This is a genomic window from Caulobacter vibrioides (assembly GCF_002858865.1).
Classification (GTDB): domain Bacteria; phylum Pseudomonadota; class Alphaproteobacteria; order Caulobacterales; family Caulobacteraceae; genus Caulobacter; species Caulobacter vibrioides.
On sequence record NZ_PJRR01000025.1, the window covers coordinates 131,479 to 154,336 of the forward strand.

General features: G+C 69.0%; 22 protein-coding genes and 4 pseudogenes. 20 read left to right on the forward strand and 6 right to left on the reverse strand.

Translation table 11 applies throughout. The annotated features are described in order from the left end of the window. Window positions 1–70 precede the first annotated feature (70 nt). The 8 genes from CVUC_RS19250 to CVUC_RS19290 all read left to right on the forward strand — a co-directional run bounded on the left by CVUC_RS19250 (window position 71) and on the right by CVUC_RS19290 (window position 7,658). Window positions 71–1,018 carry a DnaJ C-terminal domain-containing protein gene (locus CVUC_RS19250; RefSeq protein WP_096033975.1) on the forward strand — a complete coding sequence of 316 codons (948 nt, stop codon included), beginning with the start codon at window positions 71–73 and terminating at the stop codon, window positions 1,016–1,018. Window positions 1,019–1,180: 162 nt separating this feature from the next. After that, window positions 1,181–1,540 (forward strand): helix-turn-helix transcriptional regulator, encoded by a 360-nt coding sequence (locus CVUC_RS19255; protein WP_010920612.1) that lies wholly within the window; start codon window positions 1,181–1,183, stop codon window positions 1,538–1,540. Further along, entirely contained in the window at window positions 1,537–2,844 is a 1,308-nt protein-coding gene (locus CVUC_RS19260) for a type II toxin-antitoxin system HipA family toxin (protein ID WP_096033974.1), read from the forward strand. The genes CVUC_RS19255 and CVUC_RS19260 overlap by 4 nt, the downstream gene beginning before the upstream one ends. A gap of 201 nt (window positions 2,845–3,045) precedes the next feature. After that, entirely contained in the window at window positions 3,046–3,555 is a 510-nt protein-coding gene (locus tag CVUC_RS19270) for a hypothetical protein (RefSeq protein ID WP_096033972.1), read from the forward strand. A gap of 128 nt (window positions 3,556–3,683) precedes the next feature. Further along, complete coding sequence (locus CVUC_RS19275; RefSeq protein ID WP_010920608.1) at window positions 3,684–4,001, forward strand: PepSY domain-containing protein; 318 nt, start codon at window positions 3,684–3,686, stop codon at window positions 3,999–4,001. A gap of 15 nt (window positions 4,002–4,016) precedes the next feature. Continuing rightward, the gene (locus CVUC_RS19280; RefSeq protein ID WP_010920607.1) at window positions 4,017–4,694 is read left to right on the forward strand and encodes a response regulator transcription factor; all 678 of its coding nucleotides are present in this window, start codon (window positions 4,017–4,019) and stop codon (window positions 4,692–4,694) included. 41 nt (window positions 4,695–4,735) lie between these two features. Beyond that, a complete protein-coding gene (locus tag CVUC_RS19285) occupies window positions 4,736–6,127 on the forward strand; it encodes a sensor histidine kinase (protein ID WP_096034807.1) in 1,392 nt (463 codons plus the stop codon). Window positions 6,128–6,287: 160 nt separating this feature from the next. Next, a complete protein-coding gene (locus tag CVUC_RS19290) occupies window positions 6,288–7,658 on the forward strand; it encodes a hypothetical protein (protein ID WP_096033971.1) in 1,371 nt (456 codons plus the stop codon). Here CVUC_RS19290 and CVUC_RS19295 read toward each other — a convergent pair whose 3' ends face one another. After that, window positions 7,659–8,351: an alpha/beta fold hydrolase gene (locus tag CVUC_RS19295; protein ID WP_164468187.1), complete on the reverse strand. Its 693-nt coding sequence runs from the start codon at window positions 8,349–8,351 to the stop codon at window positions 7,659–7,661. A 99-nt stretch (window positions 8,352–8,450) separates the two neighbouring features. Here CVUC_RS19295 and ccmI point away from each other — a divergent pair, with 99 nt between their 5' ends. Together ccmI and ccmE are read left to right on the forward strand one after the other, a co-directional pair. Next, window positions 8,451–9,563 (forward strand): c-type cytochrome biogenesis protein CcmI, encoded by a 1,113-nt coding sequence (gene ccmI, locus CVUC_RS19300; RefSeq protein ID WP_096033969.1) that lies wholly within the window; start codon window positions 8,451–8,453, stop codon window positions 9,561–9,563. Beyond that, window positions 9,560–10,048 carry a cytochrome c maturation protein CcmE gene (ccmE, locus tag CVUC_RS19305; protein ID WP_010920602.1) on the forward strand — a complete coding sequence of 163 codons (489 nt, stop codon included), beginning with the start codon at window positions 9,560–9,562 and terminating at the stop codon, window positions 10,046–10,048. The genes ccmI and ccmE overlap by 4 nt, the downstream gene beginning before the upstream one ends. Window positions 10,049–10,058: 10 nt before the next feature. Here the strand turns inward: ccmE and CVUC_RS20915 are convergent. After that, window positions 10,059–10,181 (reverse strand): annotated as a pseudogene (locus CVUC_RS20915) (hypothetical protein); the annotation flags it as partial. A 21-nt stretch (window positions 10,182–10,202) separates the two neighbouring features. Here CVUC_RS20915 and CVUC_RS19310 point away from each other — a divergent pair. The 7 genes from CVUC_RS19310 to uczS all read left to right on the forward strand — a co-directional run bounded on the left by CVUC_RS19310 (window position 10,203) and on the right by uczS (window position 17,259). Beyond that, complete coding sequence (locus tag CVUC_RS19310) at window positions 10,203–12,185, forward strand: heme lyase CcmF/NrfE family subunit (protein WP_096033968.1); 1,983 nt, start codon at window positions 10,203–10,205, stop codon at window positions 12,183–12,185. Beyond that, the gene (locus tag CVUC_RS19315) at window positions 12,182–12,634 is read left to right on the forward strand and encodes a cytochrome c-type biogenesis protein (RefSeq protein WP_010920600.1); all 453 of its coding nucleotides are present in this window, start codon (window positions 12,182–12,184) and stop codon (window positions 12,632–12,634) included. Before CVUC_RS19310 ends, CVUC_RS19315 begins: the two co-directional genes overlap by 4 nt. A gap of 179 nt (window positions 12,635–12,813) precedes the next feature. After that, window positions 12,814–14,406, forward strand: a complete 1,593-nt coding sequence (locus tag CVUC_RS19320; RefSeq protein ID WP_010920599.1) for a Do family serine endopeptidase — start codon at window positions 12,814–12,816, stop codon at window positions 14,404–14,406. 192 nt (window positions 14,407–14,598) lie between these two features. Then, window positions 14,599–15,270 (forward strand): two-component system response regulator UczR, encoded by a 672-nt coding sequence (uczR, locus tag CVUC_RS19325; protein ID WP_010920598.1) that lies wholly within the window; start codon window positions 14,599–14,601, stop codon window positions 15,268–15,270. Between the two features lie 32 nt (window positions 15,271–15,302). Further along, entirely contained in the window at window positions 15,303–15,530 is a 228-nt protein-coding gene (locus tag CVUC_RS19330) for a hypothetical protein (protein ID WP_096033967.1), read from the forward strand. A gap of 8 nt (window positions 15,531–15,538) precedes the next feature. Then, on the forward strand, window positions 15,539–15,847 hold the full coding sequence (locus CVUC_RS19335) for a type II toxin-antitoxin system RelE/ParE family toxin (protein WP_096034806.1): 309 nt from the start codon (window positions 15,539–15,541) through the stop codon (window positions 15,845–15,847). 5 nt (window positions 15,848–15,852) lie between these two features. After that, complete coding sequence (gene uczS / locus CVUC_RS19340; protein ID WP_010920596.1) at window positions 15,853–17,259, forward strand: two-component system sensor histidine kinase UczS; 1,407 nt, start codon at window positions 15,853–15,855, stop codon at window positions 17,257–17,259. A gap of 30 nt (window positions 17,260–17,289) precedes the next feature. Here uczS and CVUC_RS20635 read toward each other — a convergent pair. The 4 genes and pseudogenes from CVUC_RS20635 to CVUC_RS19345 form a co-directional block, all read right to left on the reverse strand. Continuing rightward, window positions 17,290–17,412, reverse strand: a pseudogene (locus tag CVUC_RS20635) (hypothetical protein); the annotation flags it as partial. Window positions 17,413–17,462: 50 nt separating this feature from the next. Beyond that, a pseudogene (locus CVUC_RS20640) lies at window positions 17,463–17,531 on the reverse strand (hypothetical protein); the annotation flags it as partial. Then, window positions 17,530–17,646, reverse strand: a pseudogene (locus tag CVUC_RS20645) (hypothetical protein); the annotation flags it as partial. The pseudogenes CVUC_RS20640 and CVUC_RS20645, both read right to left, overlap by 2 nt. Before the next feature lie 89 nt (window positions 17,647–17,735). Further along, entirely contained in the window at window positions 17,736–18,623 is an 888-nt protein-coding gene (locus tag CVUC_RS19345; RefSeq protein ID WP_164468186.1) for a M56 family metallopeptidase, read from the reverse strand. Window positions 18,624–18,741: 118 nt separating this feature from the next. On the opposite strand from CVUC_RS19345, the gene CVUC_RS19350 reads away from it, so the two are divergent. The 3 genes from CVUC_RS19350 to CVUC_RS19365 all read left to right on the forward strand — a co-directional run bounded on the left by CVUC_RS19350 (window position 18,742) and on the right by CVUC_RS19365 (window position 22,847). Next, on the forward strand, window positions 18,742–21,618 hold the full coding sequence (locus tag CVUC_RS19350; protein ID WP_164468185.1) for a bifunctional [glutamine synthetase] adenylyltransferase/[glutamine synthetase]-adenylyl-L-tyrosine phosphorylase: 2,877 nt from the start codon (window positions 18,742–18,744) through the stop codon (window positions 21,616–21,618). Window positions 21,619–21,852: 234 nt separating this feature from the next. Beyond that, complete coding sequence (locus CVUC_RS19360; RefSeq protein ID WP_096034805.1) at window positions 21,853–22,260, forward strand: EF-hand domain-containing protein; 408 nt, start codon at window positions 21,853–21,855, stop codon at window positions 22,258–22,260. Window positions 22,261–22,286: 26 nt separating this feature from the next. Beyond that, window positions 22,287–22,847, forward strand: a complete 561-nt coding sequence (locus CVUC_RS19365; RefSeq protein WP_096033964.1) for an RNA polymerase sigma factor — start codon at window positions 22,287–22,289, stop codon at window positions 22,845–22,847. The last annotated feature ends 11 nt before the right edge of the window (window positions 22,848–22,858 follow it).

Below are 22,858 nucleotides of genomic sequence, written 5' to 3' on the forward strand. Positions count from 1 at the left end.
TGCGCGCCACGCTGGACGTCCTAGATGGAGGGGGTTACCCAAGCCCCCCGCTTAACTCAGAGGACCTTCCTTGGCGCGCGACCCGTATCAGGAACTCGGCGTTACCCGCACCGCCAGCGCGGACGAGATCCGCAAGGCGTTCCGCAAGCTCGCCAAGCAGTATCACCCGGACGCCAACCCGGGCGACAAGAAGGCCGAAGAGCGCTTCAAGCAGGTCAGCGCCGCGTTCGACATCGTCGGCGACGCCGAAAAGCGCAAGAAATTCGACCTGGGCCAGATCGACGCCGACGGCCGTGAGACCATGCGCGGCTTCGGTGGCCAGCCGGGCAACGGCCCGTTCAACGCCGGCGGTTTTGGCCAGGGCGGCTTCCATCGCTCGAACGAAGGACCCGAGATCGACCTGTCGGATCTGTTCGGCGGCATGTTCGGCGGCGGCGGCGGCGGCGCCGGCGCGGGGCGGGGGCCGTTCAGCGGCGGCGCGGGCGGCGGGTTCTCAGCCAAGGGCGCCGACGTCAAGGCGCGGCTGGACATCGACCTGGAAGACGCCATCAAGGGCGGCAAGAAGCGCGTGGCCTTCTCGGACGGCCGCACGATCGACGTCACCATCCCCACCGGCGCCCAGGAGGGTCAGACCCTGCGCCTGAAAGGCCAAGGCGCGCCGGGCCGCGGCGGCCAGGGTGACGCCCTGATCGAGCTGGCCATCAAGCCCCACCCGATCTATCGCCGCGAGGGCGAGGCGCTGGTCATGGACCTGCCGGTCTCGATCCCCGACGCGGTGCTGGGCGGCAAGGTCGAAGCCCCGACGCCCGACGGCAATGTCATGCTGGCCGTGCCCAAGGGCAGCAACAGCGGCCAGACCCTGCGCCTGAAGGGCCGGGGCATGCCCGACGGCAAGGGCAAGCGCGGCGACCTGCTGGCTCGCCTGGTGGTCACCTTGCCCGAGACCGTCGACCAGGACCTCGAAAAGTTCGCCGAAGCTTGGCGCGCCCAGAAGCCCTACACGCCGAAGCGGAAGTAGGGGCGGGTTTTAAAAGTCGTCATCTCTGGCGACTTTTAGCTATTTTGCGCCTTAAATCGCCAGAAGTGGCGAATTTTAGAGCTAAAAATAGAGCTCTCCTATATCGACAGACTTGACGATATGGGGCCTTAAGTTGATATATATCGCCACAAGAGGCGATTTATGAAATTTGAATCTCTCCTGTCCGATGAGGCGGTGTTGGCCGAGATGGGTCAGCGTCTGGTGGCGGCGCGGCTGGAGCGGCGGCTGACCCAGGCTCAGCTGGCGCAGGCCGCCGGCGTGTCCAAGCGCACCGTCGAGCGTCTGGAAGACGGCGCCTCGGCCCAGCTGACCAATCTGGTGCGCTGCCTGCGGGCCCTGGACCGGCTGGAGGGGCTGGAGCGCCTGCTGCCCGAGACGCCCGCCAATCCGCTGGACCTGCTGAAACAGGCCAAGACCGGCCGCTCAAGAGTGCGCAACGCCCGCGCGTCCGGCGTCGCCGAGACCGGCGGCGCGCCTTGGGTGTGGGGCGATGAAAAATGACCACCGTCGCCGAGGTTCGCCTGTGGGGCAGCCGGATCGGCGCGGTGTCGCTGGAAGACGGCGCCCAGACGGCGGTCTTCGCCTATGAGCCGGGCTTTATCGCCAGCGGAATCCAGCCCGCCCCGCTGATGATGCCGCTGAAGGCCGGCGTGTTCAGCTTTCCCGATCTGCCGCCGCGCAGCTTCCATGGCCTGCCCGGCATGCTGGCCGACGCCCTGCCGGACAAGTACGGCCATGTGCTGATCGACGCCTGGCTGGCCACGCAAGGTCGCAGCCCCGAGAGCTTCAACGCCGTCGAGCGCCTTTGCTACACCGGCCGCCGGGGCATGGGGGCGCTGGAGTTCTCGCCGATGGCGGGGCCGCGTCGGCGGGTCTCCAGCAAGATCGACATCGACGCCCTGGTGACCCTGGCTTCGGAGGTGCTGACCCATCGCCACGACCTGCGCGCCTCGTTCGCCGATGCGGACAAGGCCGACGCCCTGCGCGACATCTTGAGCGTCGGCACCTCGGCGGGCGGGGCGCGGGCCAAGGCGGTGATCGCCTGGAACCCGGCAACCAACGAAGTGCGCTCCGGTCAGGTCGAGGCGGGCGCGGGTTTCGGCTACTGGCTGCTGAAGTTCGACGGCGTCTCCGGCAACCGGGACAAGGAACTGGCCGACCCCAAGGGCTATGGCGCGGTCGAGCACGCCTATGGACAGATGGCGGCGGCGGCGGGAATCGACGTCGCCGAGAGTCGCTTGCTGGAGGAGGGCGGTCGTCGCCACTTCATGAGCAAGCGCTTCGACCGGCTGGACGGCGGCGGCAAGCTGCACATGCAGTCGCTGGCCGCCATCGCCCATCTGGATTTCAACGATCCCGTCGCCAATTCCTATGAACAGGCCCTGTTCACGATGCGGCGGATGGGCCTGCCGATGGCGCAGTTGGAAGAGCAGTTCCGGCGCATGGTCTTCAACGTGTTGGCGCGAAACCAGGACGACCACGTCAAGAACATCGCCTTCCTGATGGACCGCGCAGGACGCTGGAGCCTGTCACCGGCCTTCGACATCACCTGGAGCTACAATCCGGACGGCGAATGGACCTCGCGCCACCAGATGTCGATCAACGGCAAGCGGGACGGGTTCGACTTCGCCGATCTGGAGGCCTGCGCGAAAACCGCCTCGATCAGTCGCGGTCATGTCGGCCGGATCTTTGAAGAGGTGCGGGCGGCCGTGATGCGCTGGCCGACCTTCGCCGACGCGGCCGGCGTGGACGAGCGCTGGCGGGATCAGATCGGCGCGACGCTGCGGCTGGAGCTCAGGCGGTAGGCGGGGGATTGAAAAGCATCGACGAGGTCTGGTGACGCCGCTCAACGCGAAAGGCCGTGGCGCCGCCTGCGGTGCTCGCGGAGGTGCGGGCCAAGCTCAAGGCGCTGCTGGATGTCTGATCGGCGGCCTCTCAACAGCGTTGATCCGCCGGACCGCCGCCCCATCTGAAGACCGTGGCGCGATCGGCCGACGGGAGCTTTCATGTTCGTCTTGATGCTGTGCGCGGCCTTGCTGGTCATTGTCGGTTGCCCGGAGACGGCGCTGGGCAAGGGGCTGAGGCGGTGGCTGGTCGACTGGCCGGCGAAGGTGTTGGCGGGACTGACCCCGGCGCGCCTGGTGTTGCTGCTGGCCTTGCTGGCGGTCTCCACCCTTGTGGTCGTCCTATTCGAAGTCGAGGGCGCGATCCTGCTCGGCATGGCCCTGCCTGAAGTCGCGGTCTGGTTCATGGCCTTCGATGTTGCGGCCTTCATCGACCTGTTCGCGGCGATCGCACTGGCCGCCAACGGCGCCCGTCTGAAAGGACTGGGTGACCGGATCAAGGCGCTGCCGGGCCAGTTCGGTCGCGGGCTCGTCGCGCGCGTCCGTCGCTCGGGACAGGGCCGCCAGGGCGGACGCCGCTTCCGGCGTCCGGGGAGCGGGGCGACCAAAAGCGAGGACGGCGATGCGGGCTGGAGCGGCGCCGCGCAGCCGGGCGCGCTGGCCTGGGCCTGAGGCGCGAAAGCGGGCGGACGGCGGGCGCTTTCGCCGCCGGACGTTCCGCCCCGTGACAGAACGCCGCGCGCCGTTCATAACCGGAACGTTCAGCCTCCATTCAGCCGGGGTCCTTTAGACCGGTCAGCATGAAACCGATCCGCGCCCTCATCGTCGCCGCCGCGCTGGCCGCCGTCCTTCCGGATGCGGCCTTCGCGCAACGCCGTCCGGACTCGCTGGGCGCCGACTGGCGTCAGCAGCAGGACCAGGCGCGGGGCGGCGTGCAGTCGGGACGGCTGGTGCCGCTGTCGCGGGTGATCGAGATGATCGGTCGCCGGGTGCCGGGCCGGGTGCTGGACGCCGGCCTCGAAGGCGACAACTACCGGGTTCGCTGGGCCGCGGCCGACGGCCGACGCATCGACTTCATCGTCGACGCCCAGACCGGCCAGATCCTGAGCGGCGGCTAGGAAGGACTTCACGTCATGCGCATCCTGCTCGTCGAGGACGATCCCGACCTGACGCGTCAGCTGAAGCTGGCCCTGGCCGACGCCGGCTATGCCGTCGACCACGCGCCCGACGGCGAGGAAGCCCAGTATCTGGGCGAGAACGAGCCCTATGACGCGGTGATCCTGGACCTTGGCCTGCCCAAGGTGGACGGCGTGTCGGTGCTGGAGCGCTGGCGGCGCGGCAATGTCACGACGCCGGTGCTGATCCTGACCGCCCGCGGCGCCTGGAGCGACAAGGTCGCCGGCTTCGACGCGGGCGCCGACGACTATCTGGCCAAGCCGTTCCATACCGAGGAGCTTCTGGCCCGCCTGCGCGCCCTGCTGCGCCGCTCGGCCGGTCACGCCGCGCCGTCGCTGTCGTGCGGGGCCCTGCGCCTGGACCCGCGCGCGGCCCGCGCCAGCGTCAATGGCGAGCCGCTGCGCCTGACCTCGCTGGAATACCGCCTGCTGCACTACATGATCATGCACCAGGGCCGGGTGATCGGCCGCACCGAGCTGGTCGAGCACCTGTACGACCAGGACTTCGATCGCGACAGCAACACCATCGAGGTGTTCATCGGCCGCCTGCGCAAGAAGCTGGGCGCGGACCGGATCGAGACCGTGCGCGGCCTTGGCTATCGCCTCGCGGCCTTGCCGGGCGAAGACGCGGCGTGAGCAAGGCCACGCGCGTCCCTGTCCTGGCGCGTCTCTGGAGCATGATCGTCCCGAGCCATCGCTCGCTCGTCTTTCGACTGGTGGTGGCGGCTGGCATCTGGACTCTGCTGGTCGTCGCCGGAGCCGGCGTTTTCGTGAACACCCAGTTCCGCGACGCTCAGGTGCGTCGCTTCGACCAGGGGTTATCGATCCTGATCGATGACATGTACGCTAACACCAGCGTCGAGGATGGGCTGGTTAAGGCGCCGTTCCTGACCGACATTCGCGCAACTCGAGCCTACTCGGGCCGCTACTGGACAATCTTCGACTCGACCGGCGACGGCTCGCTAAGAGTAATCGACCGCTCGCGCTCGCTGTTTGACAGCGACCTGATGCTCCCGTCTGCTCAGTTGGACCGGCTGATCGCCGCCCCGGGTAAGACTATCTATTTCGATTTGCGGGGCCCGCAGGATGCGCGGCTGCGTGCCGGGGGGCTCTTAGCCCGCTTGCCCGGCCATGCCACGCCCGTGATTTTCCTTGTGGCCGAGGACCGCTCGCCGATCGACGCGGACACTGGCCGCTTTGTGCGCATCACCGCCTTCGCCCTGCTGATCCTGAGCGGCGGCCTGATCCTGGCGGTGGTGGTGCAGGTGCGCTTTGGCCTGCAGCCGCTGTTTCAGTTGCGCCGCGAGGTGGCCCATGTCCGCCGCGGCAAGGCCGAGCGCGTGGACGGGCGCTATCCCGAGGAGCTGGAGCCCCTAGCCGCCGAGCTGAACGCGCTGCTGGCTCACAACCAGGAGGTCGTCGAGCGCCAGCGCACCCACGTCGGCAACCTGGCCCATGCGCTGAAGACGCCGCTGTCGGTGATGCTGACCGAGGCCAGCCAGCAGCCGGGGCAACTGGCCGAGGTGGTGACCCGCCAGGCCCAGACCATGCGCGAGCAGGTCGATCACCACCTGCGCCGCGCCCGCGCCGCCGCCCGCTCGCAGACCAGCGGCGAGCGCACGCCGGTGGAGCCGATCCTGGACGAGCTGGCCGTGACCCTGGAGCGGATCTTCCAGGACAAGGCTGACGGGCGAGGCGTGGAGATCGATTGGCGCTGCCCTGAGGACCTGTGCTTCCAGGGCGAAAAGCAGGACCTGATGGAGCTGGCCGGCAATGTGATGGAGAACGCCGGCAAGTGGTGTCGTGGCAAGATCCGCGTCGACGCCGTCCGAACGGGCGAGGCGCGCATGACCCTGACCGTCGACGACGATGGTCCGGGCTTGACGCCCGACGAGCGGGCCCAGGCGCTCAAGCGTGGGCAACGGCTCGACGAGAACGCGCCGGGATCGGGGCTGGGCCTGTCGATCGTCGACGAGCTGGCCCGCGCCTATGGCGGCTCGGTGCAACTGGGTGAATCCCCGCTGGGCGGCTTGCGGGTGAGCCTTGATCTGCCCTGCGCCGAATCCTGACTCCTGGTTGTGGCGGTATGAGGTGCGCAGGGTCCTGGCGTAACACGTTATCGGTTACCTAAACCTGCGGTGGACAACACTTTTCGGGCGCAGACCCCAGGCGCGGACGCGCAGGTTTTTTGCGTCGTTTCGGAAATCCTTAACCTCGTTTCGAACATGGTTGACGCTTGTCGGAAGTCTCGATCCGGCACGGGGGATCATGGCCGCCATCGCTGCGCATAAACTGCAGATCATCCAGACGCTGGTGGAAACCGCGCCGGATGCGGCTCTGCGCAGCCTTGAGTTGGCCCTTGCCGGCGCCGGGAGCCAGGGAGCGTTGGCGTCCGTGCGCGGTCTTGTCGAGGACGAGACCGCCAATCGCTTCGTGCGTAACAACGTCCTGGCCCCGATCGTGCCGCTTTGCGCCAGGCGCGCCTCCAGCCAGGTCTCCTTCCCCGCGCCGGTCCTGTCGCGCCTGTGGCGCGCGCTGAAATCCGTCGCCGCCGCCCGGGTCGAGGAAGCCGCCGCGCGCTGCAACCCCTGGGACCTGGAGCAGGGCTCGCCCGAGGTGTTCGACGAGCTGTGCAAGCTGGCCGCGGCGGGTCTGCGCGACCCGGAGAACGCCGCGTTCGACAGCGTCCGCTCGCTGTGCGACCCCGAGCAACTGGCGCTGTGCCTGCAGCTGTCCACCCTGACGCGCGGATGCCTGCCCAAGCTTGCGGAATGGGTCAGCCGCATGTCGGACGAGCGCGCCGCCGCCGCGCGCCTGGCCTATCGCGACGCCTGTCGGATCAGCGAGGACGCCGGCCCGCTGCTGCTCGATATTCTGTCGGCGCACCTGCCCGACGACTGGCGCATCATGCGCGTGATCTCGGCGGTCATGGACCGACCGTCCGATCGGTATCTGGCCTCGTCCGAGGTGTCGCAGTTCGGCGAGCGCATCCTCACCGAGATCGAGGAGACGATCGCCCTGATCGAGTCCTTCAGCTTCGCCGACGGCGAGAAGGCCGGCCGCCTGGCCGCCCAGGCCGCCCAGAAGGTCCAGCTGCAGATGGTCGAGATCCAGCAGTCGGTCGACATCGCCAAGGACGGCCCGTGGGGCAAGCGCCTGGCGCGCCAGAAGCAGGCGATGGCCAAGGCCTGCGAGCTGCGCATGGATCAGGCCGAGAAGGAACTGGACAAGGCCCTGCCCACCCGGCCGATCTCGATGCTGGCCAAGAAGGGCGCGCGGGGCGTCGCCAAGCTGATCGAGGCGCCGGATGAGGCGATGATCCGTCGCGCCCAGTCCGCGCTGGCCTTCGTGGCCGAGCTGCGGGCCTGCGCCGACAAGGCCGGCTACGGCAGTTCACGGACCAAGGTCCTGGAAAAGTTGAACGCCCGTCTGGACCCCTATATCGAGGACGTGCTGCACGTGGCGCGGACCGGCGAGGGCGGCGATTCCGCCGTGGCCGTGAAGTATCTCGACATCGCCGCCAGCTTCATCGCCTACACCCGCGACGACAAGACCGCCGAGATCGTCCGCCGCCGCGCGGCGGCCGCCATCGCGGCTTAGCTATACGCCCAGCCAGGCCGCCATCGCCGGGTTCACCACGTCCGGGCGTTCGTGGGTGATCACGTGGCCGCAGTCCTCAGCGATGACGAGGCGCGCGTCTGGGATCATCGCGGCCATCTCTTCGGAGAGCGCTTTAGGCGTCAGCGGATCGGCGTCGCCGACGATGATCGCGGTTGGAACGGCGATGGACGCCAGCAGGGGGCGGCTGTCGGGCCGCCCGATCACGGCCTCGGTCTGGCGCGCGAAGCCCTCCAGGCCCACCGCAAGGCCCATGCGCGCGCTCAGCGCGTTGAGCGCGGGATCACCCTTGCGGCTGGGGTGGGTGAGGGCGTCGGCCCCCAGCGCGCAGAACCGCTCGAAGCCGACCTTGTGCGCCTGGGCGACCATCTTGCGCCGACCTGCGGCCTGTTCGGGCGTGTCGGGCCTGGCCGAGGTGCAGATCAGCGCCAGCCGCGACACGCGCTCCGGCGCCTGGCGAACGATCTCGAAGGCCAGGTACCCGCCCATCGAAAGGCCGGCGAGGGCGAAGGTCGGCGGGGCGTCGGCGAGAATACGGGTGGCGATTTCGGCCAGGCTGTCACCGGCCAGGGTGTTGGCGATCGTCACAGGGCCGCGCGGCCAAAGCACGGGCAGTTGCGGGGCGAAGATCTCCTCCGAGCAGAGAAGCCCGGGGACCAACAGGATCGCCGTCATGGAGCCTTCCTCGACAGGCGCCCCAGAATGACGGGGCGCGGGCCTCCTTAAGCGCTTTTTCCTCTCCCGGCGACGGCCGGAACAAGCTAACACCCGGCCATGATCGCTTTCTGGATCGCTGCGGCGGGGCTGTCGGTGGTGACGGCGGGGCTGGTGCTGCGCGGGGCCGCGCAGGCCCGAGCCGTTGACGACGCCGAGACCCGGCTGGAGCCGCACCGTCGCCGTCTGGCCGAGGTCGAGCGCCTGGCCCTGGACGGCCTCTTGGCCGAAGACGAGCTGAAGGCCGCCCGCGCCGAAGCCGGCCGCGGTCTGCTGGCCGCCGCCGACCAGGCCGAAAGCTGGAGCCGTGACGGCGCCGGTCCGCGCAAGGCCGCCGTCGCCGCTGTGGGCCTGACCTGTGCGTCGGCCGTCGGGCTCTATCTGGTGCTCGGCTATCCCGGACTGCCGGATCAGCCCTTCGCCAAGCGCGTGGCCGCCTGGCGCGCGGCTGATCCTGCGACGCTGGAACCGGCCAAGATCGCGGCCGTGCTCGAAGGCGTGGCCGCCGAACGGCCCAACGATCCCGAGCCGCTGGTGTTCATGGCTAAGGCCCGCGCGGCCGCCGGCGACATGGCCGGCGCGGAACAGGCGCTGCGCAAGGCCGTCCGTATCGCCCCCAAGCGGGCCGACATCTGGAGCCTCTTGGGCGAGACCTTCGTCATCCAGGCCGAGGGGCAGGTGGGTCCCGACGCCAAGCTCGCCTTTGGCCAGGCGCTGAAGGTCGACGCCGCCGACGTCCGCGCCCGCTACTATCTGGGCCGCGCCCGCATCGCCGAGGGCGAGGTCGCCGCGGGTCTGTCGGACTGGCGCGGCCTGCTGGCCAGCCTGGCGCCGAACGCGCAGGGCCGCGAGTCGCTGGCCGCCGAGATCGCCGAGGTCGAGGCGTCCGGCAAGCTGCCGGGGCCCCAGCCGGCGGCCGAGAGCGCCAATCCCGAGGTCCAGGGCATGATCGCCGGCATGGTCGACGGCCTGGCCCAGCGTCTGAAGCAGTCGCCTGACGACCCCGACGGCTGGGTGCGCCTTGTGCGCGCCTACGCCGTGCTGGGCGAGACGGCCAAGCGCGACGCGGCCCTGGCGACGGCCTCGGCGCTCTTCAAGGATCAGCCCAAGGTGATGTCGGCTCTGCGTCAGGCCGCCGATACGCCCGCTCAAGCCAAGACGACGAACCCATGAGTTTCTGGCCCCAATCCCGCAAGGCGCGCCGTCGCCTGACCATCCTGCTGGCCATCGCGCCGGTGCTGGCCCTGGCCGTGGGCCTGGCGCTGTATGGCCTGCGCGACAGCATCTCGCTGTTCTACACCCCGGCCCAGGCCCAGGAAGCCAAGGTGTCGGCCGGGCGCAAGGTGCAGCTGGGCGGCCTCGTCCAGCACGGCAGCGTGGTCAAGTATCCCGACGGCAATGTCGAGTTCGTGATCGCCGACCAGAAGGCGACGGCCAAGGTTGTCTATCACGGCGACCTTCCGGACCTGTTCCGCGAGGGCCAGGGCATCGTCGCCGAGGGCAGCTTCAATCCAGCGGGCGTCTTCGAGGCCAAGCTGGTGTTGGCCAAGCACGACGAGCGCTACATGCCGCGCGAGGTGTCCAAGGCGCTGAAGGAGCAGGGCGAGTGGCGCGGCGAGGGCGCGGATGCGCCGGCTTATGGGAGCCAGAAGCCATGATCGCTCGTCGTATTCCTTCTCCCCTTGCGGGAGAAGGTGGCCCGCGCAGCGGGTCGGATGAGGGGTTGAAAGCCCTGTCCGGCGAGTCTCGCGCGACCCCTCATCCGGCGCTGCGCGCCACCTTCTCCCGCAAGGGGAGAAGGGGAGTATTTCGATGATCGTCGAACTCGGCGCTTTCGCGCTCATTCTCTCTCTGATGCTGTCGGTCGCCCAGACCGGCCTGTCGGCCGTGGGCGGCGCGCGGCGCTCGCCGGTGCTGGCGGGCGCGGGCCAGGGCGCGGCGATTGCGACGTTCGTGGCCCTGCTGGTCTCGTTCGCGGCGCTGATCTACGCCTTCGTGACGTCGGACTTCTCGGTGACCAACGTCGCCACCAACTCCCACACCGACAAGCCGATGCTCTACAAGGTGGCCGGCGCCTGGGGCAGCCACGAGGGCTCGATGCTGCTGTGGTGCGTGGTGCTGACCGGCTTTGGCGCGGCCATGGCCGTGTTCGGCGACAGCCTGCCGCCGCGCCTGCGCGCCTACGCCATCGCCGTGCAGGGCGCGCTGGGCGTCATGTTCCTGGCCTACACTGTGTTGGCGTCGAACCCGCTGGCGCGGCTGCTTGAGGCCCCCATTGAGGGCAAGTCGCTCAATCCGCTGCTGCAGGACTGGGCCTTGGCCTTCCACCCGCCGTTTCTCTACATCGGCTATGTCGGGTTCTCGGTAGTCTATTCGCTGTCGATGGCGGCCCTGATCGAAGGCCGGATCGACGCGGCCTGGGCGCGCTGGATTCGCCCCTGGACCCTGGCGGCCTGGAGCATGCTCACCGTCGGCATCACGCTGGGCGCCTTCTGGGCCTATTACGAGCTGGGCTGGGGCGGCTGGTGGTTCTGGGACCCGGTCGAGAACGCCAGCTTCATGCCCTGGCTGATCGGGGCTGCTCTGCTGCACTCGGCCATCGTCACAGAAAGGCGCGGGGCGCTGCCGGGCTGGACGGCGTTCCTGGCCCTGGCGGCCTACACCTTCTCGATGCTGGGCGCCTTCCTGGTGCGCTCGGGCGTGCTGACCTCCGTCCATGCCTTCGCCGTGGATCCGACGCGCGGCGTCCTGCTGCTGATCATGATGGGCGTGGCCGCCGGCGCAGGGTTCCTGCTGTTTGGCCTGCGCGCGCCCAGCCTGAACCGCGGCGGCCAGTTCCGCCCCATCAGCCGCGAGAGCGCCATCGTGCTCAACAACATCCTGCTGTCGACGGCGACGGCGGTGGTGCTCTTGGGCACCCTCTATCCGCTGATCCGCGAGGCCATGGACGGCGAGGCCGTGTCGGTGGGCGCGCCGTTCTTCAACCTGACCTTCACGCCGCTGATGATCCTGGCCTTCGCCGTGCTGCCCGCCGGGCCGCTGCTGGCCTGGAAGCGCGGCGACGCCAAGGGCGTGGCGCGCAAGCTGTGGGTCGTGCTGGCCCTGGCGGCCCTGCTGGGCTTGATCGCCTATGCCGTGGTGCAGCCGCGCAAGGCCCTGGCCAGCGGCGGCTTGGTGGTCGGCTTCTGGCTGATCGGCGGCGCGCTGCTCGAGATCGCCGAGCGCCTGAAGCTGGCGCGCGCGCCCTTCGCCGAGAGCCTTCGCCGGGCACGCGGCCTGCCGCGCGGCGCCTGGGGCACGACCCTGGCCCATGCGGGTCTGGGCGTGTTCGTGCTGGGGGCCTCGTTCGAGACCGCCTGGCGCGTCGAGGCGGCTCAGGCCCTGAGCCTGAACGGCAGCCAGCCGCTGGGCGCCTATACCGTAACCCTGACGGATGTGGTGACGATCGAGGGGCCGAACTATCTGGCCGAGCGCGGCATCATCACCGTCACCAACAAGGCCGGCGCCGAGGTGTGCCGCGCCCAGCCTGAGCGCCGCTTCTATCCGACGGGGGCCCAGACCACGTCTGAGGTCGCCATCTGCGCCAAGGGCCTGGACGACATCTATGTGGTGATGGGCGAGCGCCGGGCGGGCGAGGGCGGCAAGCCGGCCTGGCTGGTGCGGGCCTATGTGAACCCGTGGGTGCGGTTGATCTTCCTGGGTCCGCTGCTGATGGCCATCGGCGGGATCGTCTCGCTGTCGGACCGCCGCGTGCGCCTGGGCGTGGGACGACGGACCGGGGAGGTGGTGTCGTGAAGCGGTTGCGGGCTCTGTTGATCGCTGCGGCGGCGGTCGCCCTGACGGCCGGCGCGTCCGATCCGTCCGAACGTCTGCCCGACCAGGCGCAGGAGGCTCGCGCCCGGACGCTGTTCAAGGAAGTGCGCTGTCTGGTCTGTCAGAACGAGTCGATCGACGACTCCGAGGCCCAGCTGGCCGGCGATCTGCGGCAAATTGTCCGCGAACAGGTCAAGGCGGGGAGCAGCGACGCGCAGATCCGCGACTTCCTGGTCGAGCGCTATGGCGAGTTCGTCCTGCTAAAGCCTCGTTTTTCCATGGGAAACGCCGTGCTTTGGCTGGCGCCGGTCGTGGTGTTGCTGGTTGGCGGTGTTCTGATGGCGGGCCTGTTGCGTCGCCGCGAGACGCCTGAACCGGCGCTGTCGCAGGACGAGGAGGCGCGCGTTCGGCGCCTTCTCGAAGGCGATTGACACGATTGCGCCGAAATAGCGCCGCAAGAAGCGCCTTCCGGATGATGGAAAGATAATTCGAGAACCATTGCACCTTTAAATACCGCGACTAGGTTCTCAAAGAGATCGGGGCCGCGCGCCGGGCGCGCGGATGACGTTAAGGGACCACGTCCGCAGGGCGTGGGTGAGGAAAGACGAGAATGACCGCTAGGAAGTCGGGTTTCATTGTGGGCGCCGTCGCCGGCGCGAGCGTGGCCTGCGCGGCCCTGGCCGGAATGGGCATGCGGATGGGGACGGCCGACGCGGCCCAGGCCCCGGTCGTCCGCGTGTCCACCGCCAGCGCGCCGACCTTCGCGCCGCCGCCGGGCGCGCCGATGTCGTTCGCCGACATCTTCGAGAAGGTCTCGCCCGCCGTCGTCCAGATCAATGTGACCTCCAAGGCCCAGGCGCCGTCGCTGCGCATCCCTGGCCTGGAAGGCTTCGACATCGTGCCGCGCGGTCAGCGCCGCCCCGGTCAGCCGGGGCAGCAGGGCCAGCAACAGGAAGACGACGGCGACACGCCGGCGACGCCCAAGCAGCAATCGGCGGGCTCGGGCTTCTTCATCTCGGCCGACGGCTACATCGTCACCAACAACCACGTCGTCGCCGACGCCGACGACATCCAGGTGGTGCTTAAGGACGGCCGCGAGCTGAAGGCCACGCTGGTCGGCCGCGACGAGAGCACCGACCTGGCCGTGATCAAGGTGGTCGACCCCAAGGCCAAGGGTAAGGACTTCACCTTCGTCAACTTCGAGAACCAGGCCAAGCCGCGCGTCGGCGACTGGGTGATCACCATCGGCAACCCGTTCGGTCTGGGCGGCACGGCCACGGCCGGCATCATCTCGGCCTATGATCGCAATCTGAACGACACCACCTCGTCGTTCGTGCCGTACATCCAGATCGACGCGCCGATCAACCGCGGCAATTCGGGCGGTCCCAGCTTCGACATCTATGGCCGGGTGATCGGCGTCAACAGCGCCATCTACTCGCCGTCGGGCGGTTCGGTCGGCATCGGCTTCGCCATTCCCGCCGAGGTGGCCGAGGGCGTCGCCAAGCAGCTGATCGAAAACGGCAAGGTCGTGCGCGGCTATATCGGCGTGAGCATCATGGCCTTTAACGCCGAGATGGCTGAAGCCCTGGGCATGAGCGATGTGAAGGGGGCGATCGTCGCCTCTGTCGTTCCGGGCGGTCCCGCCGCCAAGGCCGGCCTGCTGCCGGACGACATCCTGGTGGCCGTCAACGGCGTCAAGATCAGCGACAGCAGTGAACTGACCCGCGAGGTCTCCAAGGCCCGTCCGGGCGAGACGATCAAGGTCTCGATCATCCGTGACGGCAAGCCGCGCATCGTCGACGTCAAGTCGGGCACGCGTCCCTCGGAGAGCAGCCTGGCGGTGACGGATGACGAGCAGGGCCAGGACGGCGCCGCGCCGACGCCGGACAAGCCGGCCAGCCAGAAGGTCGACGCCCTGGGCCTGACCCTGGGGCCGATCGATGCGGCTTCGCGCCAGACCTACAAGATCGAGCCGGACATCAAGGGCCTGCTGATCATCGGCGTGAAGGGCGACAGCGACGCGGGCGAGAAGGGCCTGGCCAAGGGTGATGTCCTGTCCAACATCAACGGCGCGCCGGTCACCAGCGTCGCCGACGTGACCTCTGCGGTGGAAACGGCCAAGAAGGCCGGCCGCGCCAGCGTGCTGGTCAAGATCGTCCGCCAGAACCGTCCGGTCTTCATCCCGCTGAAGATCGCGCCGTAAGGCGGATCCGTCTTTCAACGAAATGGCCCCGCCCAGGACTGTCCTGGGCGGGGCTTTTTCGTACCTGTCGAAGGTTTAAGTTACGGCGGTCGTCGAAAACGCTATCAACCCTGACGACTATCGCGTGATGCGCGGAATCGGGGGAACGTCCGAGGTTCCACCACCGCGTCTGGCGCATGAGGGGCTTTTGCGATGCGCATTCTGATTATCGAGGACGACCTGGAAGCCGCCGGCGCCATGGCGCACGGGCTCAAGGAAGCCGGCTACGACGTCGCCCACGCGCCGGACGGCGAGGCGGGCCTGGCCGAGGCCCAGAAGGGCGGCTGGGACGTGCTGGTCGTCGACCGGATGATGCCCAAGATGGACGGCGTCACGGTGGTCGAAACCCTGCGTCGCGAGGGCGATCAGACGCCGGTGCTGTTCCTGTCGGCCCTGGGCGAGGTCAATGACCGCGTGGTGGGCCTGAAGGCCGGCGCCGATGACTATCTCGTCAAGCCCTATGCCTTCCCCGAGCTGATGGCCCGCGTCGAGGCCCTGTCGCGCCGCCGCGAGACCGGCGCCGTGGCCACCACCCTGAAGGTGGGCGAGCTGGAGATGAACCTGATCAACCGCACGGTCCATCGTCAGGGCAAGGAGATCGACCTGCAGCCGCGCGAGTTCCAGCTCCTGGAATTCATGATGCGCCACGCCGGCCAGTCGGTGACCCGCACCATGCTGCTGGAAAAGGTCTGGGAGTATCACTTCGATCCGCAGACCAACGTCATCGACGTGCACATCTCGCGCCTGCGCAGCAAGATCGACAAGGGCTTCGACCGGGCCATGCTGCAGACGGTGCGCGGCGCCGGCTACCGGCTGGATCCGTAGGCGAGCCGCCGCCGGCGTGGTAGGATCAGATCATGAACAAGCCTGCCAAGCCTGTAGCGCAACCGGATGGCGCTTTTGAAGCCTCGATGTCGGAGGCTGAGTGCGAGGCTCAGTTCGACGCGTGGCTTGAGCGCAACCGCGATGCGTTCGTGGCCTCGTTGGACGAAGCTCAGGCCCAATTCGATCGGGGCGAGTACGACGAGCGCAGCTTTGACGAGATCATCGCGGAAGGAATCCGCAGGCTGAACCTCAAGCCCTGATCTTGAACGTGGCGGGGCGGGTCTTCAGGGCGAGAAGGGTCGCGCGCGATCTTGACGGTATCTTCTTCGACATCTGCCTCAACAATGGTGTGGAGGTCGCCGTGGCTCAGTTGAGACGACTGGAAGCCGCCATGGCTCGTCTTGGTGACTTTCCAAGACTGGGGCGACAGCGCGCCGATCTGGAGGGGCATCAGATCATGACCCTTCCGGTGTCGCCCTGGACGATCGTCTACAAGCTGGTGAGTGATGACGTGAGAGTGATGCGGATTATCGACGGACGCCGTGATCTGGGTTCGGCTTTGCGGGGAAAATCCTGAGACCCATGCGTCTGCCGCGCCTTCTCCGCACCACGCCGTTCCGGCTGACCCTGCTTTTCCTGGCCCTGTTCGCGGCGGCCGCCAGCGCCTTCCTGGGCTACATCTATGTGGCCACGGCCGGCGAGGTGAACCGCCGCGCTCAGGCTGAGATCAGCCGCGAGTTCGAGAGCCTGGAGGCGGCCTATCGCCAGGGCGGCGTCGACGCGCTGAACCAGACCATCGTCGAGCGGGCCACCAGCGAGCGGCCGTTCCTCTATTTCCTGGCCGACAAGGACGGCAAGCGGATCTCCGGCTCGATCGAGGAGTCGCCGGTCTCCGGTTTCACGGGCGATGGCCCCGAGTGGGCCAGCTTCAAGGTCACCGAGACCGATCTCGATGGGGCTGAGGTCAAGGCCGCCGCGCGCGGCGTGCAGCAGCGCCTGGACAATGGCGAGATCCTGTTCGTCGGCGCCGATGTCGACGCCTCAGAAGCCTATGTCCGCAAGATCGTCCGGGCGCTGTGGGGCGCGGGGGCGCTGGTCATCCTGCTGGGCATGGCCGGCGGGGTGCTGATCAGCCGCAATGTCAGCCGCTCGATGCAGGGCCTGGTGGACGTGGTCAACGCCGTGCGTGGCGGTGATCTGCACGCCCGCGCCCGGGTGCGGGGCACGCGCGATGAATATGACGAGCTGGCCGAGGGCCTCAACGACATGCTCGACCGGATCGAGCGCCTGATGGGCGGCCTGCGCCACGCGGGCGACGCCATCGCGCATGATCTGCGCTCGCCGCTGACCCGCCTGCGCGCCCGCATGGAGGTGGCCCTGATCGACGCCGAGAACGGCAAGGGCGATCCCGTCGCGGCCCTGGAGACGGCGCTGCAGGACGCCGACGGGGTGCTCAAGACCTTCAACGCCGTGCTGGCCATCGCCCGCCTGCAGGCGGCCGGCTCGGCCCCGGACCAGCGCCAGTTCGACGCCTCGGAACTGGCCGGCGACATGGCCGAGCTCTATGAGCTGTCGTGCGAGGACAAGGGCCTGGATTTCAAGGCCGAGATCGTCCCGGCCCTGACCATCAAGGGCAATCGCGAGTTCCTGGCCCAGGCCCTGGCCAACATCCTCGACAACGCCATCAAGTACACGCCCGAGGGCGGCGCGATCATGCTGCGCGCGCGGCGCACCTCGTCGGGCGAGCTGGAGTTCTCGGTGACCGACACCGGCCCCGGCGTGCCCGAGGCAGACCGCGCCCGTGTGGTCCAGCGCTTCGTGCGCCTGGAGAACAGCCGCAGCGAACCGGGTGCGGGCCTTGGCCTCTCCTTGGTCAGCGCCGTGGCGACCTCGCACGGCGGCCGTCTGGAGCTGGCCGAGGGGCCGGGCGAGTACAACGGCATGGGCCCTGGCCTGCGCGTGGCGCTGGTGCTGCCGCGGGTGGAGTAAGGGGGCTTAGGTCCAGGAGCGCCCCCTCCGTCACGCGGCTTCGCCGCGCGCCACCTCCCCCGCTGTGCGGGTGAGGAGGAAATGGCAGCCCTCCTGCCCCGCTTGCGGGGGAGGTGGATCGCTGCGGATACGCAGCGAGACGGAGGGGGCGTCCCTGCGCCCTTCGAGGCGCGCTGAGGAGCGCGCACCTCAGGATGATGTGTTCAGCAACAGTGTTCCTCATCCTGAGGTGTGAGCCGAAGGCGAGCCTCGAAGGACGCAGTGAGCGTCCGACCTTCCCCCATTCGAAAACTCCACTCCGCCGTCATCCCGCGCTTCATGCGCGGGACCCATTCGTCCGCCGCAGGTGCGGAGCGTCGTCGTCCCCTCGCGTGAAAGCTGAACCATGGGTCCCGCGCATGAAGCGCGGGATGACGGGGGCTATGAGGAACCCGAACACACCGTTAGCGCCTCCGCTAACGCACCGACGCGCCGCCCTACTCCCCCTGCACCCAGGTGATCGCGCCGGTAAAGGGGTCCATCTGCGGCGCCAGACCCGGTCGCAGGTCACGATAGTCCGGTCCGCGCGGGGCGACGCTCCAGACCACGACCATGGCCATGATCGCCAGGAAGGTCATGGTCAGAAAGCCGGCGATGTCGCGGTGCAGGCTGGGTTCGCGGCGGCTGAGCAGCGAGACGCGCAGGATCAGCGGGTGGGTGGCCCAGCCGCAGGCCAGGGGCGAGACGCTCCCGCTCATCTGGGCCTTCATCAGGGCCCGGGCGTAGTCGGCGCGGATGTCCGAGCGCAGGGCCACCACGGTGGCGTCGCAGGCCAGCTCCTGGTCGATGCGGATGAAATGCTGGGCCAGGGCGATCATCGGATTGCACCAGCAAAGCACGCCGGCGCCGGCGATGAACAGATTGGCGATCGGATCGCCGCGCTGGATGTGGGTGCGCTCGTGCAGGACGATCAGGTCCCGCTCGCGGGCGTCGAAGCGCTGGGTGAAGTCGGCGGGCAGGACGATGCGCGGCCACAGGGCGCCCATCACGGCAGGCCCCGCCCGACCCTGATCGACCCGGCGGCGGAACAGGCGCTCGCGCAGCACCAGCACGGCGGTGGCGATCGCGCAGCCGGCCAGCCACAGCACCACCAGCTTCGGCGCCCAGGCGCCCAGCGGCCGGGTGGGCGCGCCGATGTTCATGGTGTCGGCCAGGCTGGGGAAGAACGCGGTGGCGGCGGCGGCCGGCACGATCAGCCACAGACCATAGGCGCGGCGCGGGCCGAAAAGCCGGCGCGCGGACGGCCGCAGGATCAGCACCAGCAACACGGCGGCGGCGGCGGCGATCTGGGCCCGGATCAGGGCGAGGGCGAACAGCTCGATCATGGTCGCAGGCGGTCCTGGCCGTTTCTGAGGTTCAATGGTTACAACTGTAATTTCTAACGTCAAGCGCCAGTCTCGCGCATCGCTTGTCGGAAAACGCAACGCAGGCCACCGTGGCGCCATGAGCAAGCTCGCCGATCGCCTCGCCCCCTGCGGCCCCGTCCTGGACCCCAAGGCCGCTGAGCGGGCGTATGAAGCGATCGCCAAGCGGGCCGGCGAGGCGATGGGCCAGGTCGACGCGGCCTGGGGCAGCCTGGCGCCGGTGTTCGCCGCCTCGCCCTATCTGGCGGGCCTGGCGCGCCGCGACGGCAAGCGCTTGCCGAGGATCCTGGGCGGCGATCCTGGCGAAACCTTGGCCGCCATCCTGGCCGCCGCCGAGGCCGTGGCCGCCGAGCCGGATTTCGAGACCGCGCGCCGGGGGCTGCGCGAGCTGAAGGCCGACCTGCACCTGCTGACCGCGATCAGCGACCTCGGCGGCGTCTGGGACCTGGATCAGGTGACCGGCGCCCTGACGCGCTTCGCCGACGCGGTCCTGCACGCGGCCTTGGCCCAGGCGGTCCGCCAGGAGGTGTCGCGCGGCGCCCTGACCCATGTCGGAGACGGGGCGGCGGGGCCTGCGCCCGGCCTCTTCTGCGTGGCCATGGGCAAGCACGGCGCGTTCGAGCTGAACTATTCCAGCGATATCGACTTCTCGATCTTCTACGCGCCCGAGAAGTTGCCGGTCGCCGAAGGGCACGAACCGCAGGCCGTGGCGGTGCGGATCGCCAACCATCTGGGCCGCATCCTGCAGGAGCGCACCGGCGACGGCTATGTCTTCCGGATCGACCTGCGCCTGCGCCCGGACCCGTCCTCGACCCCGCCGGCCATGCCGGTCGATGCGGCCATGGACTACTATGAGAGCGTCGGCCAGAACTGGGAGCGGGCGGCCCACATCAAGGCCCGGATCGCGGCCGGCGATGCGGCCAAGGGCGCGGCGTTCCTGGAGGGCCTGCAGCCGTTCATCTGGCGGCGGAACCTCGATTTTGCGGCCATCGCCGACATCCACTCGATCAAGCGCCAGATCCACACCTACAAGGTCGACGACCGCCTGACCGCCAAGGGCGCGGACCTGAAGCTGGGGCGGGGCGGCATCCGCGAGATCGAGTTCTTCGTCCAGACCCAGCAGCTGATCCTGGGCGGCCGCCAGCCGGACCTGCGCAGCCCCCGCACGCTGGACGCGCTCCAGGCCCTGTCAGCCGCCGGCCACGTCACGCCCGAGGACGCCGCCTGGCTGACGCAGGCCTATAAGGACCTGCGGGCGCTGGAGCACCGCGCCCAGATGATCGCCGACGACCAGACCCACAAGCTCCCGGAGTCCGACGTCGAGCGCAAGAAGGTCGCGGCCCTGTGGGGCGAGGGCAATCTGCGGGTGTTCGACGCCGCCGTCGGCAAGATGCTGAAAGGCGTGAACCTGCGCTATGGCCGCCTGTTCGCCGGCGAGGAGGCGTTGTCCTCGCGCTTCGGCAGCCTGGTGTTCACCGGCGTCGAGGACGATCCAGAGACCCTGGCCACCCTGAAGCGGATGGGCTTTTCCAGCCCCGAGCGGGTGGCCGCCACCATCCGGGGCTGGCACCATGGCCACATCGCCGCCACCCGCACCGAGCGGGGGCGAGAGCTGTTCACCCGCCTGGCGCCGCGCCTCTTGGACGCCGCCAACGCCACCGGCGCGCCGGACCAGGCGTTCAACCGCTTTTCCGACTTCTTCAGCCGCCTGTCGTCGGGCGTGCAGATCCAGTCGCTGTTTCTGGCCCAGCCGCGCCTATTCGAGCTGATCGTCGAGGTCATGGCCTTCGCCCCGCGCCTGGCCGCCACCATGGCCAAGCGGCCGACCGCGCTGGACGCGCTCTTGGACCCGACCTTTTTCGGACCGATCGAGACCCCGGCGATCGCGCCGTGGGATCCGGAGGATTTCGAGGGGGCGATGGACGCCGCGCGTCGCCTGTTCCGCGACCAGAGCTTCCGCATCGGCGTGCGGGTGATGAGCGGGACCGCCGACGCCCGCGACATCGGCCGCGCCTTCGCCGAACTGGCCGACCTGATTATCGGCGGGCTGGCGCCGGCCGCCCTGGCCGAGGTCGAGCGGATCGGCGGCGCCTTCCCCGGCCAGGTGGCGGTGGTGGCGCTGGGCAAGGCCGGCTCGCGGGAGATGACGGCCAAGTCGGACCTTGATCTGATGACCCTCTACGCCGCCGACGATCCGCGCGGCATGTCGACTCTCAAGGACTGGAGCGCGGAGGTTTTCTACGCCCGCCTCACCCAGCGCCTGACCTCGGCCCTGTCGGCGCCGACTGGGGAGGGGACGCTGTACGAGGTCGATCTGAAGCTTCGCCCCTCGGGAACCAAGGGGCCGGTGGCGGTCAGTTTCGCGGCCTTCGAGCACTACTACGAGCGTGAGGCCGAGACCTGGGAGCTCTTGGCCTTGACCCGGGCGCGGGTGGTGTGGGCCAGCTCGCCGGAGTTCAAGGCGCGGGCCGAGGGGGCGATCGCCGCGGCGCTGCGGCGTCCGCGCGCGTGGAAGAAGACCGTCACCGACGTCATCGAGATGCGCCAGCTGATGGAGCGCGAGCGGCCGGGCAAGGGCGACTGGGACCTGAAGCTCGACCCCGGCGGCCTGGTGGACATCGAGTTCGCCGCCCAGTTCCTGCAACTGGCCCATGCGGCGGCGGACGGGCCGCTGCGACAGAACACCGGCGAGGCGCTGGCGGCGCTGCGCGAGGCGGGCCTGGCTGACGCGGGCGCGTTGAGCCGACTGGAGGCGGCCTGGCGGCTGGAGCAGGACCTTTCGCAGCTGATCAAGGTGGCGCTGGAAGACGGCGCTGACGTCGAGGTCGAGCCCAAGGCCTTCAAGGCCCTGCTGGCCAAGGCGGGCGGCGTGGCCCAGTTCAAGTCGCTCAAGCCCAAGCTCGCCAAGGCCAAGGCCGAGGCCCGGGCGGCCTATGAGGCGGTGGTGAAGGGGTAGGGCGAACGCCCCCTCCGTCTCGTCGCTTCGCGCCGATCCACCTCCCCCGCAAGCGGGGCAGGAGGGCGGAGTGTCATCCTCCTCCCTCGTGAAACGGGGGAGGTGGCGCGCGGCGCAGCCGCGTGACGGAGGGGGCGCTCGGAATTTCTCGACCAACCCGCGACGGAATCCCCGACGTCCCACGTTTCACGCTCCATGGGATGGGCTGTCCAGCTTTTGGAGACCTTGCGTCTGATGATGAAACACACCCTGATCGCGGCCGGCGCCCTGCTGACCCTGGCCGCGCCGGCCTTGGCCCAGACCCCCGCACCGACCGGCATGACGCTGGCGCAATTCCAGGCCAAGAACGGCGACAAGATGTTCTCGCGCCTCGACACCAACAAGGACGGGAAGATCTCGCCGGACGAGTTCGCCAGTCTGCGCAAGCAGAACCCAGAGGCCGACGCCAAGGCCGAGAAGGCCGGAAAGCGCGGTCCGCGGATGTTCGCGCGCTTCGACGCCGACAAGGACGGCGCGCTCTCCAGGACCGAGGCTAACGCCGTGATGGCCATGCGTTTCAAGCGGATGGACGCCAACAATGATGGCGTTCTGACGCTTGAGGAGTTGAGCGCCAGGGGCGGCGGGGCCAAGGTCGGAGTCTGATGACGACGTGCGCGGCGAGCTGAGGTTTGGTCTCCGACGGGAACGATCCCGACGAAGCCTTGCTGGCGGGGGTGGGACGGGGCGACCCGACCGCCGTACGAACCCTGCTGGACCGGCGCTTGCCGCGCATTCTTGCGCTGGCCCGGCGGATGCTGAACGACGCGGGCGAGGCCGAGGACGTGGCCCAGGAGACATTCCTGCGCGCCTGGAAGCAGGCGCGGGGCTGGAAGCCGGGCGGCGCCCGCTTCGACACCTGGCTGCACCGTGTGGCGCTGAATCTCTGCTACGACCGCTTGCGTCGCAAGCGGGAGGTCGTCACGGATACGCCGCCGGAACAGGTCGACACCGGTCCCGCGCCGGATGCGGGCCTGCTGGGCGCAGACCTGTCGCGGCGCGTCGAGGCGGCGCTGGCGGCTCTGCCGGCGCGTCAACGCGAGGCGATCGTGCTGTGCCACCACCAGGGGCTTGGCAATATCGAGGCGGCGGGGTTGATGGAGATCAGCGTCGAGGCGCTGGAAAGTCTGCTCTCGCGAGGGCGTCGGGCGCTGAAGGCGTCGCTGGCGGATCTGGCGCGAGGCGAAGAGTGATGAAGGAGGCC

Bases quoted from the DNA above. Each gene is read 5' to 3' on its own strand.
- CVUC_RS19255 (WP_010920612.1), top strand. From the start codon at position 1,181: ATGAAATTTGAATCTCTCCTGTCCGATGAGGCGGTGTTGGCCGAGATG.
- CVUC_RS19260 (WP_096033974.1), top strand. From the start codon at position 1,537: ATGACCACCGTCGCCGAGGTTCGCCTGTGGGGCAGCCGGATCGGCGCG.
- CVUC_RS19270 (WP_096033972.1), top strand. From the start codon at position 3,046: ATGTTCGTCTTGATGCTGTGCGCGGCCTTGCTGGTCATTGTCGGTTGC.
- CVUC_RS19275 (WP_010920608.1), top strand. From the start codon at position 3,684: ATGAAACCGATCCGCGCCCTCATCGTCGCCGCCGCGCTGGCCGCCGTC.
- CVUC_RS19280 (WP_010920607.1), top strand. From the start codon at position 4,017: ATGCGCATCCTGCTCGTCGAGGACGATCCCGACCTGACGCGTCAGCTG.
- CVUC_RS19285 (WP_096034807.1), top strand. From the start codon at position 4,736: ATGATCGTCCCGAGCCATCGCTCGCTCGTCTTTCGACTGGTGGTGGCG.
- CVUC_RS19295 (WP_164468187.1), bottom strand. From the start codon at position 8,351: ATGACGGCGATCCTGTTGGTCCCCGGGCTTCTCTGCTCGGAGGAGATC.
- ccmI (WP_096033969.1), top strand. From the start codon at position 8,451: ATGATCGCTTTCTGGATCGCTGCGGCGGGGCTGTCGGTGGTGACGGCG.
- ccmE (WP_010920602.1), top strand. From the start codon at position 9,560: ATGAGTTTCTGGCCCCAATCCCGCAAGGCGCGCCGTCGCCTGACCATC.
- CVUC_RS19310 (WP_096033968.1), top strand. From the start codon at position 10,203: ATGATCGTCGAACTCGGCGCTTTCGCGCTCATTCTCTCTCTGATGCTG.
- CVUC_RS19320 (WP_010920599.1), top strand. From the start codon at position 12,814: ATGACCGCTAGGAAGTCGGGTTTCATTGTGGGCGCCGTCGCCGGCGCG.
- uczR (WP_010920598.1), top strand. From the start codon at position 14,599: ATGCGCATTCTGATTATCGAGGACGACCTGGAAGCCGCCGGCGCCATG.
- CVUC_RS19330 (WP_096033967.1), top strand. From the start codon at position 15,303: ATGAACAAGCCTGCCAAGCCTGTAGCGCAACCGGATGGCGCTTTTGAA.
- uczS (WP_010920596.1), top strand. From the start codon at position 15,853: ATGCGTCTGCCGCGCCTTCTCCGCACCACGCCGTTCCGGCTGACCCTG.
- CVUC_RS19345 (WP_164468186.1), bottom strand. From the start codon at position 18,623: ATGATCGAGCTGTTCGCCCTCGCCCTGATCCGGGCCCAGATCGCCGCC.
- CVUC_RS19350 (WP_164468185.1), top strand. From the start codon at position 18,742: ATGAGCAAGCTCGCCGATCGCCTCGCCCCCTGCGGCCCCGTCCTGGAC.
- CVUC_RS19360 (WP_096034805.1), top strand. From the start codon at position 21,853: ATGATGAAACACACCCTGATCGCGGCCGGCGCCCTGCTGACCCTGGCC.